20 protein-coding genes are annotated in these 16,522 nt (G+C 36.1%); 8 read left to right on the top strand and 12 right to left on the bottom strand.

The features are described 5' to 3' along the window. Nucleotides 1–23 precede the first annotated feature (23 nt). The gene (gene pdxH / locus ACFJGY_RS15435; protein WP_379965613.1) at nucleotides 24–677 is read right to left on the bottom strand and encodes a pyridoxamine 5'-phosphate oxidase; all 654 of its coding nucleotides are present in this window, start codon (nucleotides 675–677) and stop codon (nucleotides 24–26) included. Between the two features lie 373 nt (nucleotides 678–1,050). Between pdxH and ACFJGY_RS15440 the strand changes: the two genes are divergently transcribed. Beyond that, complete coding sequence (locus ACFJGY_RS15440) at nucleotides 1,051–1,599, top strand: YqgE/AlgH family protein (RefSeq protein WP_379965616.1); 549 nt, start codon at nucleotides 1,051–1,053, stop codon at nucleotides 1,597–1,599. 57 nt (nucleotides 1,600–1,656) lie between these two features. On the opposite strand, the gene ACFJGY_RS15445 is transcribed toward ACFJGY_RS15440, so the two are convergent. The 5 genes from ACFJGY_RS15445 to ACFJGY_RS15465 all read right to left on the bottom strand — a co-directional run bounded on the left by ACFJGY_RS15445 (nucleotide 1,657) and on the right by ACFJGY_RS15465 (nucleotide 4,293). Then, entirely contained in the window at nucleotides 1,657–2,046 is a 390-nt protein-coding gene (locus ACFJGY_RS15445) for a DUF1398 domain-containing protein (protein ID WP_379965619.1), read from the bottom strand. Then, nucleotides 2,046–2,885 (bottom strand): alpha/beta hydrolase, encoded by an 840-nt coding sequence (locus tag ACFJGY_RS15450; protein WP_379965622.1) that lies wholly within the window; start codon nucleotides 2,883–2,885, stop codon nucleotides 2,046–2,048. The genes ACFJGY_RS15445 and ACFJGY_RS15450 overlap by 1 nt, the downstream gene beginning before the upstream one ends. A 10-nt stretch (nucleotides 2,886–2,895) precedes the next feature. Continuing rightward, nucleotides 2,896–3,390, bottom strand: a complete 495-nt coding sequence (locus tag ACFJGY_RS15455; RefSeq protein WP_379965625.1) for a Smr/MutS family protein — start codon at nucleotides 3,388–3,390, stop codon at nucleotides 2,896–2,898. A gap of 85 nt (nucleotides 3,391–3,475) precedes the next feature. Next, nucleotides 3,476–3,970, bottom strand: a complete 495-nt coding sequence (locus tag ACFJGY_RS15460; protein ID WP_379965628.1) for a metallophosphoesterase family protein — start codon at nucleotides 3,968–3,970, stop codon at nucleotides 3,476–3,478. A gap of 20 nt (nucleotides 3,971–3,990) precedes the next feature. Continuing rightward, the gene (locus ACFJGY_RS15465) at nucleotides 3,991–4,293 is read right to left on the bottom strand and encodes a hypothetical protein (RefSeq protein ID WP_379965631.1); all 303 of its coding nucleotides are present in this window, start codon (nucleotides 4,291–4,293) and stop codon (nucleotides 3,991–3,993) included. 80 nt (nucleotides 4,294–4,373) lie between these two features. Between ACFJGY_RS15465 and truA the strand changes: the two genes are divergently transcribed. The 6 genes from truA to ACFJGY_RS15495 all read left to right on the top strand — a co-directional run bounded on the left by truA (nucleotide 4,374) and on the right by ACFJGY_RS15495 (nucleotide 9,310). Continuing rightward, nucleotides 4,374–5,108, top strand: coding sequence for a tRNA pseudouridine(38-40) synthase TruA (gene truA / locus ACFJGY_RS15470; protein ID WP_379965634.1), 735 nt, complete (start codon nucleotides 4,374–4,376; stop codon nucleotides 5,106–5,108). A 92-nt stretch (nucleotides 5,109–5,200) separates the two neighbouring features. Beyond that, the gene (locus ACFJGY_RS15475) at nucleotides 5,201–5,788 is read left to right on the top strand and encodes a Crp/Fnr family transcriptional regulator (RefSeq protein WP_379965637.1); all 588 of its coding nucleotides are present in this window, start codon (nucleotides 5,201–5,203) and stop codon (nucleotides 5,786–5,788) included. A 281-nt stretch (nucleotides 5,789–6,069) separates the two neighbouring features. Next, a complete protein-coding gene (locus ACFJGY_RS15480) occupies nucleotides 6,070–6,837 on the top strand; it encodes an alpha/beta hydrolase (protein WP_379965640.1) in 768 nt (255 codons plus the stop codon). A 116-nt stretch (nucleotides 6,838–6,953) separates the two neighbouring features. Further along, nucleotides 6,954–8,702: an ABC transporter ATP-binding protein gene (locus ACFJGY_RS15485; protein ID WP_379965643.1), complete on the top strand. Its 1,749-nt coding sequence runs from the start codon at nucleotides 6,954–6,956 to the stop codon at nucleotides 8,700–8,702. Between the two features lie 63 nt (nucleotides 8,703–8,765). Then, the gene (locus tag ACFJGY_RS15490) at nucleotides 8,766–9,002 is read left to right on the top strand and encodes a hypothetical protein (protein WP_379965646.1); all 237 of its coding nucleotides are present in this window, start codon (nucleotides 8,766–8,768) and stop codon (nucleotides 9,000–9,002) included. Continuing rightward, entirely contained in the window at nucleotides 8,993–9,310 is a 318-nt protein-coding gene (locus ACFJGY_RS15495; RefSeq protein ID WP_379965649.1) for a type II toxin-antitoxin system RelE/ParE family toxin, read from the top strand. The genes ACFJGY_RS15490 and ACFJGY_RS15495 overlap by 10 nt, the downstream gene beginning before the upstream one ends. Before the next feature lie 277 nt (nucleotides 9,311–9,587). Here ACFJGY_RS15495 and ACFJGY_RS15500 read toward each other — a convergent pair whose 3' ends face one another. The 6 genes from ACFJGY_RS15500 to ACFJGY_RS15525 form a co-directional block, all read right to left on the bottom strand. Next, the gene (locus ACFJGY_RS15500; RefSeq protein WP_379965652.1) at nucleotides 9,588–10,415 is read right to left on the bottom strand and encodes a flavin reductase family protein; all 828 of its coding nucleotides are present in this window, start codon (nucleotides 10,413–10,415) and stop codon (nucleotides 9,588–9,590) included. Between the two features lie 12 nt (nucleotides 10,416–10,427). Next, a complete protein-coding gene (locus ACFJGY_RS15505; protein ID WP_379965655.1) occupies nucleotides 10,428–11,060 on the bottom strand; it encodes a class I SAM-dependent methyltransferase in 633 nt (210 codons plus the stop codon). Nucleotides 11,061–11,062: 2 nt separating this feature from the next. After that, complete coding sequence (gene fahA / locus ACFJGY_RS15510) at nucleotides 11,063–12,319, bottom strand: fumarylacetoacetase (RefSeq protein WP_379965658.1); 1,257 nt, start codon at nucleotides 12,317–12,319, stop codon at nucleotides 11,063–11,065. A gap of 90 nt (nucleotides 12,320–12,409) precedes the next feature. After that, nucleotides 12,410–13,540, bottom strand: coding sequence for a 4-hydroxyphenylpyruvate dioxygenase (gene hppD / locus ACFJGY_RS15515; RefSeq protein WP_379965660.1), 1,131 nt, complete (start codon nucleotides 13,538–13,540; stop codon nucleotides 12,410–12,412). A gap of 356 nt (nucleotides 13,541–13,896) precedes the next feature. Then, nucleotides 13,897–14,694 carry a hypothetical protein gene (locus ACFJGY_RS15520; RefSeq protein ID WP_379965663.1) on the bottom strand — a complete coding sequence of 266 codons (798 nt, stop codon included), beginning with the start codon at nucleotides 14,692–14,694 and terminating at the stop codon, nucleotides 13,897–13,899. Between the two features lie 66 nt (nucleotides 14,695–14,760). Next, on the bottom strand, nucleotides 14,761–16,032 hold the full coding sequence (locus ACFJGY_RS15525) for an acetyl-CoA hydrolase/transferase family protein (RefSeq protein ID WP_379965665.1): 1,272 nt from the start codon (nucleotides 16,030–16,032) through the stop codon (nucleotides 14,761–14,763). A 182-nt stretch (nucleotides 16,033–16,214) separates the two neighbouring features. On the opposite strand from ACFJGY_RS15525, the gene ACFJGY_RS15530 reads away from it, so the two are divergent. After that, nucleotides 16,215–16,505, top strand: a complete 291-nt coding sequence (locus ACFJGY_RS15530) for a hypothetical protein (protein WP_379965667.1) — start codon at nucleotides 16,215–16,217, stop codon at nucleotides 16,503–16,505. Nucleotides 16,506–16,522 lie beyond the last annotated feature (17 nt).

The raw sequence follows: 16,522 nt of genomic DNA on the forward strand, positions 1-16,522 counted from the left end.
AGTTCAAGCATTTGCTGGAGTTTTTATGGTGCCAATCTTGAAATCTTCCAGTCAAAATCTTCTGTCAGAGTATAAATAATCCTGTCATGGAGGCGGTTTGGACGGCCTTGCCAGAATTCGATTTCGTAAGGTTTTGCGATGTAACCGCCCCAGTTTTCCGGCCGAGGGATTTCTTTGTTTTCGAATTCCTTTTCGAGGTCTTTCAGTTTATTTTCAAGGAAATCACGGTTGGGTATTTCCTGACTTTGCGGTGAAACTGCTGCGCCTAATTGACTTCCTTTTGGACGGGAATGAAAATAACCGTCGCTCAGGTTCTCTGCAATTCTTTCTACATTGGCTTTGATGATGATTTGTCTTTCCAGACTTGGCCAGAAGAAATTGAGACAGGCTTTGTGTGTTTTTTCCAGAGATTTCCCTTTTCGGCTATCATAATTAGTATAAAAAATGAAACCTTCCCAATTGTAGGATTTGAGCAAGACCATTCTTGTTCTTGGACAGCCGTCTTTTTCGACGGTCGAGATCGCCATGGCGTTGGATTCTGAGACTTCGGGATTATTTTCTGCATCAAGGAACCAGTCGCGGAATTGTTCAATTGGATTCTGTTTGATTTCAGTTTCTATGAGTTGGGATTTTTCGTAGACTCTTCTTTTATCGTGGAGGTTTTCTGAGTTGTTCATTTTTAAGCTGTGTGGAAGTTTTTAAAATTTATTTTTGAACGCAAAGTTCACAAAGTTTTATATAAATTCATTGTTATAAGGTACACAAAGGCGTAAAACTTAAAAAAGAAAAGATTAATTACTAACAATTGTTCGATTAATAGACAAATCTTCTTTTTTGCTAAGCTGCAGCCCGACTTGAGTGGAGCTCTTTTTCTTTTTGCAAAAAAGAAAAAAGCGGGAACGGAAGGCGGAAAAGCTGCCATAAAAAAATATAAAAAAAGGTTTCGACGAATGTCAAATGGCTGCCCAAATTATTTAAATCATTATAATTTTAACTTAAATTTTACCTGAATTCTTTTCTGAAAAAAAATATTTTTTATAGATTTGATAGATGAATTACTCTTACAAAGGTAAAATTTTAATATCAACGCCGGATATTTCGGGTGATATATTTTCCCGTTCGGTTGTTCTGATTATAGATCATAACGAAAATGGGGCATTTGGTCTGATCCTGAATAAGAAGAACCAGAATATGAGTTCCAGGCTTCTGAATATCCTCGGTTTTCCTGTAGAACTTTATGAAGGAGGCCCCGTGGAACACGAGAGAATCTATTTTATTCTGAAAGGTGAGAAAATCACGGCAGAATTTATTGAAATCAATAATGAATTTTATCTTACAGAAGATATTGATTCTGTGGTTTCTGCAATAGTTAATGGCGAAATAAATACTGCTGACATCAAGGTTTTTTCAGGATATTCCGGTTGGGCAAGTATGCAGCTGGAAGGCGAATTGCAACGCAAGATGTGGACAATCGTAGATGTCTACAACTTGGATTATACGTTACCAAATGATCAAGGTCTTTGGAAAAACATTATGCAGAACCTTGGTGGTGAATTTCTGCTTTGGGCAAATGCGCCGGAAGATGTTTCTCTGAATTAGGCTGAAAGATAACAGAGAAAAGATAAAAGACTATTAATCCTTCATATAAATCCCAGATTAACCTGGGATTTTTTCTTCAAAAACAGCTATTCCTGCCGGATCGTAATAAGTACAGGTTTTTGCTTCCAAATCTACAACCCATTTGAAAATACCGCTGTCTGCGCAATCTTTGCAGAACTGGAAAAAGTCGGTATTCCCTTGCTGATGATTTCTGAGATCTGCTAAAAACTTTGTTGGATTCACAATGCCGAAAATCAGCAATGGTGCGTATTGTTGAGCTGAAGTCACTTGTGAATCGTCATTTCCTTTATAGATTGTAGAACCATCTTCTACGAAAGTTTCAAAAGTCAAAACGCCTAATTCCCTGATTTTTCTTGCAAATTCAGGGAAATTTTTTCCGCTGTCAATTTTAGAATGTGCGACTTCTATTTGTGCTAATGTGAACATTATTGTATATTTTTCTGTGTTTTGATTTTCTTTGATATCTCTCTGATTTCCTTTAACAACAAAGGAAAACCTGGTTTTGCCATACCAACGTGGTCAAAGCCGTCTTCTTCCAGCAATTTCACGGATGGATGTTTGACAAGCTCCAACATCCTTGCCAAATAAGCATTTTCTTCGTATCGGCCAAGTAATTCCAGTTCTCGGTCACCGGTGATCAGCACAATTGGTGGTCCTTCTTTTCTGACGTGGAATAATGGCGCATATTCATCAATCGTTGGCTGTAATTCCGGAATCCCCTGTTCTTTTCTGATTTGGAAATGGGTGATGGCCTGCCCGCTGAAAGGAATCAATCCTGCAATCTGGTCTGCATCAATTTGATATTTCTGAAGATATTTTTTGTCCAATGTAATCATCATTGCGAGATAACCTCCGGCAGAGTGTCCGGATTCGAAGATCAGGTCTTTGCTTCCACCATATTTTTCTATGTTATTGAAAACCCAGGCAGTTGCCGCCGCTGCATCTTCTATGTAAGCTGGCGCTTTGACTTTTGGAGCGAGACGGTATTCTACACTTACGACTGCAATATTTTCATTAAGTAATTCTTTTGGCAATTCGTTATTTCCGCCTGTCAATCCGCCTCCGTGAAACCAAATTACCGTCGCAAAATTCTTGACATTGGTTGGATAATAGAAATTCAGTTTGCATTGAGAATTGATGTAAGTATCTTTTTTCGAGATATTTTCAGGATAATAAGGAATATTGCTTTCGGTTTTGTATTTTGTCTGGGAGAAACAAAATGCAAAGACTAAAACTAAAATAAGACTTAAATGTTTTCTTAACATAATTAATATTTTATAAAAATTTGACTTCTACTCTACCCGATTCGTGATAGAAAAATCCGTGTTCATCGTATTCTACATTTGATAGACCTTCCAGGATATCGTAAACCATTTTCTGTAAAACGCCATCGCCGATTCCATGAATGATCTCCAGATTTTTGATATGATTTTTTCTGCAGAAATCTATCGTTTCCAAGAGTTTTTCCTTCTGGATCATCAGTCTTTCGAAAGCATCATAATCAGATGGATTCTTAGCTAATAACTGAAAATGAAGATCTAATTTCAGCGGTGTTTTGTTGTGTTTTTTGGAAATGTTTTTTGAAGTTTCATTTTTTTTGATGACCGGAGAATTCTTATATAAATCGGAATCGATGATCGTCAATTGGTTTTTAGGAAAATTATAAGTAAACCCGTGCTCATCCTCGATTTTCACCTGATCAGCAATGATCTTTAAAATTGTTCCTTTCAGATCATCATCGATTACTGAAACCTTGTCTCCTATTTTCATTTTTATTTTATTAATGATGATTTCTCGTACATCAGAAAGATTTTGCAGATTGATTTTTACTCTAAAACGCTCCGACTCTCGAACTCTACTTGTTACCCAATTCAATTACTTCCAGATCTTTAATTTCATCGTTATTAATAGTAAAACGCATCATCGTTCGCACTTTGTGCCAGCCAACTTTTCCGCAAGCGCCTGGATTGAGGTGCAATAAGTTATTTTTTTTGTCATACATCGCTTTTAGAATATGAGAATGTCCGGAAATGAATAACTTCGGTTTTCTGTCTGCAATTTCCTGTTTTGCCAATGCCGAATACCGTTCCGGATAACCACCGATATGAATCATCAAAACATCAACATTTTCACATTTGAAACTCAAAACTTCCGGGAAAATAGTTCTGATTTTCGCTTCATCTATATTACCATAAACACCACGAATTGGTTTTATTTTTTCAAGCTCTTCAATCACTTTCATATTACCAAAATCGCCGCAATGCCAGACTTCATCAGCATCTTTTGCATAATCGAGAATCCTGTCATCAATGTAAGAATGTGTGTCTGATAAAAGGAGAATACGTTTCATTTTGAAATTTAGATTAATGATTAAAGCTGAAAAGTAATTCCATATTTTGAAAAATACCAGATTGCTCCAACAACAGAAATTCCCAATAGTATTAAAATCATCAGAATCCAAAACGCTAAAGTCTTAAATCCTTTTTTGTACAGAATGACAAATGTCGATTGCAAAACAATAAAAAGAATGAGCAATACCACAACATTAATGAAAATCTGAGTTTGCGATACTCCCTGACTGAAAAGAAAAACCGAAACCAAAACGAAAATGATGACCATCAGTTTTATAAATTCTGCAGGATCGGAAAGTTTATTCTTTTTAATAGGTTTCATTTTTCAATATTTTAGAATCACGAAATTACGAATTAAGATTTCTTGATAATTAAAAAAAAATCAGGAAATTTACACCCAAGATGAGATATTTTATAGAGTTTGCCTACGACGGTTCTTCTTTTTTTGGCTACCAGATCCAGCCCAGGCAAATTTCTGTGCAGGAAGAATTGGAAAGAGCATTATCAACCATCCTTCGTGAGCTGATAAAAACAACAGGGGCCGGACGAACCGATACAGGCGTACACGCCAAAAAGATGTTTGCTCATTTTGAAACCGAACAAATCCTGAAAGATGATTTGGTTTATAAGCTTAATTCTTTTTTACCGGAAAGTATTTCTATCAAAAGAATTTTTGAAGTTCCAGATGATATGCACGCAAGATTCAGTGCAACTTTCAGAACTTATGATTATTATATTTCGTCAGAAAAAGACCCTTTTACAATCAATTCTTCCTGGCAGACCTGGCGTCAAAAACCTCTTGATATCGATGCGATGAACGAAGCTTGCAAAATCCTTTTTGAGTATGATGATTTCACAAGTTTTGCCAAACTGCATACCGATAATAAAACCAATATCTGCAAAATCTACAAAGCTGAATGGGAACAGGTTGGTAGTCAATTGAAATTCACGATTTCTGCTGACAGATTCTTAAGAAATATGGTTAGGGCAATTGTCGGAACAATGGTGGAAATCGGGACGGGAAAACTACAGCCAAACGATTTTCGAAAAATAATTGAAGACAAATACAGAAATTCTGCAGGCGTATCTGCTCCTGCACAAGGATTATTTCTTGTTGATGTTGGATATGATTTTTAATGTTTTAAATTTATTTCCAGAAATTATCGTATTTTTAACTGGCTGATTTTAAGTACAATATCTATTTTCTAAAATCTAACACCTCCGAAACTATGACAGAAATAGACAAACTCGCATTTGCTCTGAATCAATTTGCCGGACTTTCCGAAGAAGATTTCAAATTATCATCTGACCTCTGGCTACACAAAAACTACAAAAAAGGTGAGTTCTATAACCTTCGGGGGAATGTCTGTACCTATCTGGGATTCGTAGTGGATGGTGTCTTCCGTTCTTATACGATCAACGAAAAAGCAGGCGAAGAGAAGAACGTATTCCTGTATTCTGCCAACGGATTTGTAGTTCCGTTCAAAAGTTTTGTGAATCAGATTGCTTGCGACTATCATACACAGGCGATGACGGACGCCTCTATTATTTTTATTCGTCATGCCGATTTGGTTTCCCTTTACAGTAAATCCCACCAGTGGGAGAAATTTGGGAGATTGCTGGCTCAGGAGGCTTTCAATGTGACGATGACGAGGATTGAAGGTTTCCTTTTGAAGTCTCCGGAAGAGCGATATCTCGACCTTATCAAAGACCATCCGGACATTTTTAACAATGTTCCGCTTTATCACATTTCTTCGTATTTGGGAATACAAGGACCATCTTTGAGCAGGATCAGAAAAAGAATTTTAGGGAAATAATTTATTCATTGTCATAGGTTTCATCTACGGCTATTCATATTGAACCCTTCAGGTTCTTTTCGGCTAAAGCCAATTTATCATACTCATCTTTAAACGGGCTAAAGCCCGCCTCTATTGATACTTTTCAATACACTTAGTTTTGAATATCATACTAAAGCTGTCGAAATATTTTTGAAATGTTAATAAAAAATGTTTTACGAATGATGCGATTTTAACCTAAGTTAAAATTATAACCATTTTATAGTCAGACCTTTGTTTCATAAATTTAAAACAAATAAATTATGCAAACAAAAACTATCGTATTGATTCACGGCTTATTCGTAAACAATACAAGCTGGAAAAACTGGAAAACTTATTTCGAAGCAAAAGGCTACACTGTACACACACCGTCCAACCCCGGACACGACGGCGACCCTGCTGAACTGAAAAAAAACATTCCTTCCGAACTAAGAACCGTAAGTTTCGAACAAACTCTTAATAACCTCGTAACATTTATCGGTACGCTTCCGGAAAAACCAATTGTTGTTGGGCATTCATTCGGTGGATTATTGGTTCAAAAACTGATCGAAATGGGAAAAGCGGTTGCCGGAGTCAGCATCGACGGTGCGCCGCCAAAAAATGTAATGGCACCTTTCTCAACTATAAAAATCGTTTGGCCGGTGGTCAATTTCTTCAAAGGAAACAGTCCGTATTTAGGAACGAAAGATTGGTATCACCGTGCATTTTTCAATAATTATTCTCAGGAAGAAAGTGATAAATTATATGAAACTGTTGCCGCTCCGGAAAGCAGAAAACTGGCAAGAGACCCGCTTTTGAACAAGATTGGCAACGTGGATTTCAACAAAGCTCATAATCCTATCTTATTTATTGGTGGTGGCAACGATGCTATTTTTCCGCCGGAATTCACAGCGAAAATTGCAGGTTCTTACAAAGACAAAAGTTCTATTGTTGATCTTAAAATATTCGAAGGAAGAAGTCATTTTATCTGTGGCGAAAAAGGCTGGGAAGAAGTGGCGGATTATGTTTCTGAATGGATTGCGAAACAATAAAATTAATTCACAGTTTCTATCAACATTTTGTTCCGCTGATTAAGGTTTAAAATTATAAAGTCTTATTTTTGCAAAGATTTTTTTCGACTTTGAAAATCTTCGGAATTAAAAGAAAAATGAAGCAACAAACGACCTGGGATATTGTAAAAAGACTGTTTTTGATTGGGATGAAATTCCGTTCGTGGTTTATCATCACACTGATGATCTCCATCGTTCTGGCAATCGTCTCCACTTACCGACCGATTCTGACGAAAAATGTGGTCGATATTGATATCGTTCAATTGAAGGATAAAGCACAGCTAATGAAGCACATCTATCTGCTGATCGGGCTGGTAATTGCGGAAACGATTCTGAATTTTTTCCTGGTTTACTTCTCAAATTTTATTTCGCAGAATGTGATCAGAGATATCAGGGAAAGACTTTATCACAAACTGATTTACTTCCGAACGGCTTTTTTTGACAAAACCCCGATCGGAAGTCTTGTTACGAGAGCTGTTGGCGATGTAGAAACAATTGCAACAGTTTACACAGATGGTTTTCTGATGGTTTTCGGAGATGTTTTGAGAATCATAATGGTACTGTTCGCCATGTTTCAGGTAGATACGCAACTGAGTCTTATTTCTTTGGTAATCCTCCCGCTGATGGTGGTTATCACCAGAGTTTTTCAAAAAAAACTGAAAACAGCTTTTGGAATGGAGAGAAGCTGGACCTCAACACAAAACAGTTTTGTACAGGAACGTCTGGCAGGAATGCCGTTGATACAGGTTTTTAACCGACAGGAAGCTGAGTTTACAAAATTTGACAAGATTAATATTGAACTGAAAAAAGCATTATTGAGAACGGTTTTTATCTTCTCATTATTCTTTCCGGTTGTTGAGTTGATTTCGTCACTTTTTATTGGATTCATCTTGTTTTATGGTGGTTTTATCAAATCTACTCCGGGCGTTATCATCGCATTTATTCAGTTTATCAATATGCTGATCCGTCCGCTGAGACAGATTGCAGATCGATTTAATAATATCCAAAGAGGAATTGTAGGTGCCGAAAGAGTCCTTGGCGTGATGGACGAGGATCAGGCGATGCCAAATAACGGGACAGTTGCCAGAGATCATTTTGACGGCAAAATCGAATTTCAGAATGTTCATTTTGCCTATGATGAGAAACAGCTGGTTTTGAAAGGCATTGATTTTAAAGTGAATTCCGGAGAAACAGTGGCAATTGTTGGTGCAACCGGAGCCGGAAAATCTACTATTATCAGTTTGATTACCAGACTCTATGACATCAATTCCGGGAAAATAATGCTGGATGATGTGGACATCCGGGATTATGAATTGTACAACTTGCGAAGTCATATTGGTGTGGTTCTTCAGGATGTTTTCCTTTTCCACGGCAGTATTTTTGAAAATCTGACTTTGGGTGATGAAAGCATTACATTAGAACAAGTAAAAAAAGCGGCAAAAGAGATCGAAGTCGATCAGTTTATTGAGCAATTGCCTGGCGGTTACGATTATATTGTGAGCGAAAGAGGTTCGTCGATATCCCTTGGACAAAGACAATTGTTATCATTTTTGAGGGCTTATCTGTCTGACCCGAAGATTCTGATTCTTGATGAAGCGACCTCATCCATCGATCACGAAAGCGAAAAACTGATCCAGCGCGCCACGGAAAAAATCACAAAAAACAGAACTTCCATTTTAATTGCGCACCGGCTTTCCACGATTGAAAAAGCAGATAAAATTATCGTAATGGATCACGGTTTGATTGTGGAAGAAGGAACACATCAGGAATTGCTTTCGAAAAAAGGCTATTATTCTGTGCTTTACAAAGCTCAGGTTGTGACAGAGGATGGGGAGAAGATGATTTAGGATTGAATTTATTCTTTAATTGGCTAAAAATAAATTTGTAATTTTGATAAAAACATATTGAAAATGAATATCGAAACAAGAAAAATAGAATTTGTTCAGGCTTTTCTAAACCTTCAAAGTGAGGAATTGATTTCTCAATTTGAAAAGCTATTGAAGAAAGCCAAAGGTTCTGAAAAAGAATTAAAACCTTTTACGATTGAAGAATTGAACTCCCGAATAGATTCTTCTTTGGAAGATTCTAAAAATGATAAAGTGACAGAATCAAAAGAACTACTTTCCGAGATCAAACAATGGCATTGAAAATATTCTGGACAGATTTTGCCAAAAGAGAATTAAAAAATATATTCGACTATTACAAAATAAAGGCAAGCTATAGAGTTGCCCAAAAGTTAGTTACAGAAATTGTTGAAAAAACTAAAATTTTAGATTTTCAGACAAAAATAGGACAAACCGAAGAACTGCTTTCTGACCGCAAAGAAAATTTCAGATATTTGATTTACAAAAATTACAAAATCATCTACTGGTGTAATGAAGCAAAAAATCGCATCGAAGTTGTTGATATTTTTGACACGCGTCAAAATCCAATAAAAATAGAACGCGAAAAATAACCTAAATCTTCACGATCCTACCCCGAAAACTCAATAATCCTGAAGTAATTATCAGACAGATAATTATTACAATTTTGAAAACCAACATCTGCTGACAAAGATTACGTCCTGTAACCATAGAAATACAATCTCTTGTATTCGCTGTTTCTAACTCTAAACTGACGGACGTTCTGAATACACCGAAAACGGAAATCACAATTATCAAAATAAAAATACTGATAATGGAATGATACACCGATTTTCTCATAGTTTGGTTAAATGGTTTTAGTTTAATTTTTTATCTCTCAATTTTTAAAATATCCCACGCTTTATCAATTTCGTTATTTTTTAAAAAGTTTTGAGCTAATAAATGTACATCTTTTTCCGAAGAAAAACGACCAGTTGGTAAAATTTCCACATTCGCCAACATTCCCAAATCGTTACCCGTGAAAATATGACTTTGTTTGATTTCATCTGGAAGCTGATCATAACCAATTCCTTTTGTAACCAGCGGTTTTGGAACTTCGAAGATATTATTCTCGTTGTTTCTGGAATAGAAATTACTTCCTAATCTTGCAACCAAATCCAATTGTTTTTGGTTCAGATTTCCATTTTCGTCAAGATATTTTTCGTTGATATGAATTTTAACAATTTCTGCGATTACGAGATTTCCAGCACCTCCGAGATCGCCCAGACTTTTAATTTCCAGAACTTTGCATTCAAAATTAACCGGCGATTCTGCAATCAAAGGTGGTTTCACCAAATCCGCAGGTTTCATCGTCAATCCAGATTTGATGAATTCATTAATACCATCTTCATATTCGGTACTCGCTAGGGAAACCTGCTGAACTATATCAAAATTGACATTTCCGATAACCAATTCCGGAACTTCTTTCAGATTTTCCAACGTATGTTTTGTCGTATTATCACGCACTCTTCTGGAAGGCGAAATAATCACAATTGGTGGAACTGTGCTGAACATATTGAAAAAACTGAACGGCGAGAGATTGACTTCTCCTTTACTATTAATTGTGCTTGCCAAAGCGATCGGTCGCGGCGCAATTGCTGTTTGCATTACCTGCTGGAGTTGCATTGCGGAGATATCAGAAGGGACGATTGTTTTCATAGTTTAGAAAACTTATATATTTGTAATAATTACAGTATGAACTTCAGTTTCAGTCTCGTTTCTTTGATAATTAATTTTCATAATTTGAAAATCATTGAATCCAAGTCGTGTCAATTTTTGCTTAATATCTTCAATCAAATGGAAATTAAAAAACAAACGTTGCCCGCTGCTTGATGTCTGATAATCTGAATCTTCCGGATTTCCTTCAACAAAACTAAAATAAGCAACGCCATTATCTTTCAAAAGACTCTTCACATTTGAGAAAAATATATCCGTTTCTTTTTTATTGAGATAAGGAAGGAAAAACCCACTGATAACAGCATCAAATTTTTTATTAATCTGATTAATTTCCCTGCAATCCATCTCTTCAAATCTTGCCTTCGGAACATTTTTCTTTGCTAACTGGATCATTTTTTCCGAATAATCAATTCCTAAGATATCAGCATTTTCAATTTTATTCAAAATATATTTTGAAATATTACCGGGACCACAGCCAATATCCAAAATTGCCGGCACAGAATTTTTTATCTCATTACAAAATAAGTCATAAGTCTCATCATAAATGTTGAGATTCAGGAATTTTTCTTCGTATAAATTAGCTACTTCACTCCAGATTTTGGAGGAATCTTTATTATTTGGTTCCAAATCTAATTAAATGGGATTGAAGGTGAAATCTTGCTGCTCACTTCCCCAAATCCAACCCGAATCCCGTCTTTTTCTGACCAGGCTTTCATCGTCACCGTATCGCCGTCTTCTATGAATTTTCTTTCTATGCCGTTTTTCAGTTGCAATGGTTTTGTTCCTTTCCAGGACAATTCCAACATCGAGCCGTAAGATTTTTCATCTTCTCCTGAAATCGTTCCGCTGGCATAAACATCGCCAACTTCCACATTACAGCCATTAACGGTGTGATGCGCCAATTGCTGAAACATATTCCAATACATAAATTTGTAATTGCTTTGTGAAATGAGATTTTCTTCTGAGTTTTCGGGCTTCAGATAAACATCAAGATTGATGTCGTAATTTTTGTCTCCATCGAATTTCAGATAGTCTAAAACTTCCGGTTCTTGTTTTGGAGATTCAGTTTTGAAAGGTTTCAAGGCTTCCAAGGTCACAATCCAAGGTGAAATGGACGAACCAAAATTCTTTCCTAAAAATGGTCCCAACGGAACATATTCCCAACTTTGAATATCTCTCGCCGACCAGTCATTGAAGATCATCATTCCGAAAATTGCATCTTCTGCTTCCTCAACAGAAATCCTGTCGCCTAAATCTGTATTTTTATTCACAACAAAAGCCATTTCCAGTTCGAAATCAAGTTGTTTTGAAGCGCTGAAAATTGGTTTGTCCGCATCCGGCGGTTTGATTTGTCCGCAAGGTCTTATGATATCAATACCAGATAAAACGATGGAAGACGCCCGACCGTGATAACCAACTGGCAAATGTTTCCAGTTTGGAAGAAGTGCATTGGCTGGGTCTCGGAACATCATTCCGACATTGGTGGCGTGCTGGATGCTGCTGTAGAAATCTGTGTAGTTCGGGATGTGCAAAGGCATCATCATTTGGATTTCATCGAGATTATAGAAGCAGTCTGTAATCGTTCGTTCATCTTTTGAAAGAAGTGAATCTTCCAATAACAGCTGCTGAATTTTTTCTCTGACCTTATTTGTAATCGGTTTTCCAAGTTCTATAAATTCGTTGATCGTGTAACCTTCAAAGACATTGTCATCCATTTCTGTGATTTCTTCAAAATAGCCGAGGTCGTACAAAGTTGCCAAATCGATGACGACATCCCCAATTCGGGTGGCACAGGCAATAAATTCTTTATTAAATACACAGACACCAAAAGGAATATTGTAAATGGAAAAGTCTGAATCGGAGGAATATTCTATGAATGATTTCATTATCTAGAAGTTAGAGTTTAGATGTTAGAATTAAGACAAAAAATTAAAGCATTAAAAATAATGCTTTAATTCTATAGTTAATGATTTGGTTTATAAGTTTCCACGTTTTTCCTGCTCTCTTTCCAAAGCTTCGAAAAGTGCTTTGAAATTACCAGCTCCGAAGCTCTGAGCACCGTGTCTCTCGATGATTTCGTAGAACAAAGTTGGTCTGTCCTCAACAGGTTTTGTGAAGATCTGCAGAAGATAACCTTCCTCATCACAATCTACCAAAATCCCAAGGTCCTGAAGTTTTTTGATGTCTTCATCGATGTTCCCAACACGATCTGGAATCATATCGTAGTAAGCTTCTGGCGGTGGCGAAAGGAATTCTACGCCTCTGCTTTTCAGTTCTGTAACGGTTTTTACAATATCTTTTGTGGCAACGGCAATATGCTGAACGCCTTCGCCTTCGTAGAAATCGAGATATTCCTCGACCTGAGATTTCTTCTGACCTTCAGCAGGCTCATTGATCGGGAATTTTGCAAATCCGTTTCCGTTGGACATTACTTTTGACATCAAAGCAGAATATTCTGTATTAATCTGTTTGTCATCAAACGAAAGAATGTTGACAAATCCCATTACTTTCTCGTACCACTCCACTGTCGGGATCATCCTGTCCCAGCCGACATTTCCTACGCAATGATCTACGTACAAAAGTCCGACATCAGAAGGATTGTAATCGCTTTTCAAAGGTTCGTAACCCGGCATAAAAGCACCTGTGTAATTTTTTCTTTCCACGAACATATGGACGGTTTCGCCATAAGTATAGATGCCAGACATTTTAACTTCGCCAAAGGCATCGGTCAAAGTCTGAGGTTCCAGATATGGTTTTCCGCCACGTTTTGTAGTTTCTTCAAAAGCTTTTCCGGCATCATCTACCCAAAGGGCAAGAATTTTTACACCATCGCCGTGTTTTCTCTGATGTTCACAAATTGGGGAATCTGATTTAAGTCCTGAAGTCAAAACCAATCGGATCTTGCCTTGCTGAAGGACATAAGATGACCTGTCACGCACGCCAGTTTCCGGACCTGCGTAAGCGACGGACTGGAAACCGAATGCAGTTTTGTAAAAATGGGCGGCCTGCTTGGCATTTCCCACATAAAATTCTAAATAATCTGTTCCGTTGATCGGGAGAAAATTCTCGGCTTGTGCGATCTTTTCGGCAAAAGTGAGTGTTGACATTTTACTTTTTACTTTTATATCTATTGTAGCCAAGATAACAATTTTTCAGAAATAAACTAACAATTGTTAGTTTATGATTTTGAATTAGAAATTAATATTAGGTTATAATTAAAATAAATTACACTTTGTAATCGATTGCACATTATGAATAATTATATGAATATCAAATAATTAAACTTTAATAATAACCATAATTAACATAAGCTAATTATTTTATATTAAAACTCAAATAAATATATAAATATTATAATATGTACTTTTAAGTACACTTAAGTTTATTGTTCTGCTTTGTTCTAGTATTACATTTGCCAAAGAGTTACACAGATTCTAAAAACACAAATCAAAAAAAAGCCGTACTAATGCGGCTTTTTGTATATTCTATCGTTCAACAATCCAGAATTCGGATTGTAATTATCCCAGATCTTCCAATTATTGTTAATATTCCTTATAAAATAGATCTGAGTATTGAGTTCATTTACAATATACTCTTCTCCCGTTTCTTCTACAACAAAAACAAGATTCCAGAATTCCTGGGTTTTGATTACCATTTTATCTGCTTCTTCTGAAATGACATCCAGGTCGAATATTTCGAAATTGGACCGGTTATTATTTGTAAAAAGTTTCAGTCCTTTTTCGCACAACTTTGAACTATAATTTTTTATTCTTTCTATGAATGGCGCTTCGGGAAAAATAAGATCATTGAAAACTTCCAGCCTCAGTTCCGGAAAATATTTGAAAAATTCAAAATTGGTCTGGCAATATCTGTAAACTATATCCGTAGTCAATTCTTTGCTGAAAATATTCTCATTGTAAAGATTGTTTTCCTTTACACTCAACACATAAGCATTCAGATTTTTGAATCCCAGAAAAATGCATATTTTGTCCAGCGTTTTCAAAAAACGAAGGTCGTTATGAGTTTTATAATCATAGTCACTTTCAAAAAAGCGTTGAAGAGTAATATGCGAAATACTGGTTCCGAGTTCAAACTTCTTCTCATTCTTCAGCTCTTCTTTTTGAGACAATTCTTCTTTTATGATCTCAGCAAGTATAATGTAATGGCTTCTTTTCCAAGGATTTGAATCGCCAAGAATAGAGTTCCTAATTCTTTTATGCTGGCGTATTTCTTGCTTTAATAGATTGTATATAGACTTCAATTAATTTTCTTTCTTGTGTTCTATCAAATATACAAGAAAATCTAAGAAATTAAAATTTTTTTACATCTATTTGAATCTTTCTAAAGCTGCTTTTTCCAGCATTTCTCTGTCATCGGGATGAGAAATTTCTATCAAAGCCTGAGCTCTTTGTTTTAGATTTTTGCCATAAAGATATGCCGTCCCAAATTCTGTCACAACATAATGGATATGGCCTCTGGTTGTTACCACACCTGCGCCTTGTTTCAGAAAAGGAACGATTCTCGGAACTCCTTTTTTGGTTCTGGAAGACAATGCCATGATTGGCTTTCCACCTTCGCTAAGTGCGGCACCACGCATAAAATCCATTTGCCCGCCAATCCCGCTGAACTGATAAGTTCCGATAGAATCTGCACAAACCTGACCGGTAAGATCAATTTCAATTGCTGAATTGATTGCGTGCATCTTCTTGTTCTTCATAATGTTAATCGGAAAATTAACGTGTTGAACATCCATAAACGCAACAGCCGGATTATCATCTACAAAATCATACAACCTTCTGGTTCCGAAACAAAAACTCGTAATCGTTCTGTTGGCGTGAGTACCTTTGTATTTATTATTAATGACATCATTCGTAATCAAATCGATAACACCATCGCTTAACATTTCTGTGTGAACGCCAAGGTCTTTGTGGTTGTGAAGACATTGCAAAACAGCATCCGGAATGGTTCCAATTCCCATTTGAATCGTAGCTTTATCATCGATGAGTTCAGCGACATTTCTACCGATTTTCATTTCTTCTTCGCCCACTTTTTCGCTGTAATTGATAGTTAAAAGATCTTCTTCGCTCCAGACTAATTTTTCAATTCGGTTGACATGGATCATCCCGTCACCGTGTGTTCTTGGCATTTTCGGATTCACAATTGCAATGATTTTTTTTGCCGTATCAATAGCACTTCTGGCAACGTCAACTGAAGTTCCCAAAGTACAATATCCGTGATTGTCCGGAGGCGAAACTGTAATTAAAGCCACATCGATCGGCAAAATCCCGTTTTTGAAAAGAATTGGAATTTCACTAAGGAAGATTGGAACGTAATCACCATTTTCAGAATTCACAGCCTCACGAACAGGCGTAGAAGTAAATAAGGAATTGATATAAAAACTGTCTTTATATTGAGGTTTTGCGATCTCCACATTGCCTTGCTGCGTGATGGAAACCATTTCCACACCTTTTAAACGGGAAGATTGATTTGCCAATTCATTGTATAACAGATTTGGCGTACAGGCACTTCCGTGTCCAAAGATCCTGTCGCCGTTTTTTATGATTGAAACAGCTTCTTCTGCGCTAACATAATTGATCATAGCTCTTATATTTTCTACAAATTTATATCTTAAAGATACAGAAAAAAATGAGCGTTATCAGTTTGGTAAAAAGTCATATTTTGCTTCAAATAAAAAAATGAAAATAATTTTTGAAAATCAGAATAATATTTATTTACTTTGTAATTCAAAGTTCTTTATATATTGAATTAAAAATTAAAATTATGATCACACAAAATCAAAGACATTTTATTATTTATCTTATTCCTGTAATTATATTAACTGTTGTTTTCATTTTTACCTGCATCAGTTGGGAATTCAGCTGGACTTTATCTGATTTTATCATTGCCGGAGTTATTCTTTTTGGGACAGCTTTTATTATCAATTTGATATTAGATAAAATCAAGACTAAAGAAGGTAGAATTATTTTAATTTTAATGACCTTAGCTATTGTTTCATTAATTTGGATAGAGCTGGCAGTCGGAATTTTCGGAAGTATGTTTGCCGGAAGCTAATTATTAAATAAAAAAAT

The organism is Epilithonimonas sp. UC225_85 (assembly GCF_042695135.1).
In the GTDB taxonomy this organism is placed as follows: domain Bacteria; phylum Bacteroidota; class Bacteroidia; order Flavobacteriales; family Weeksellaceae; genus Epilithonimonas.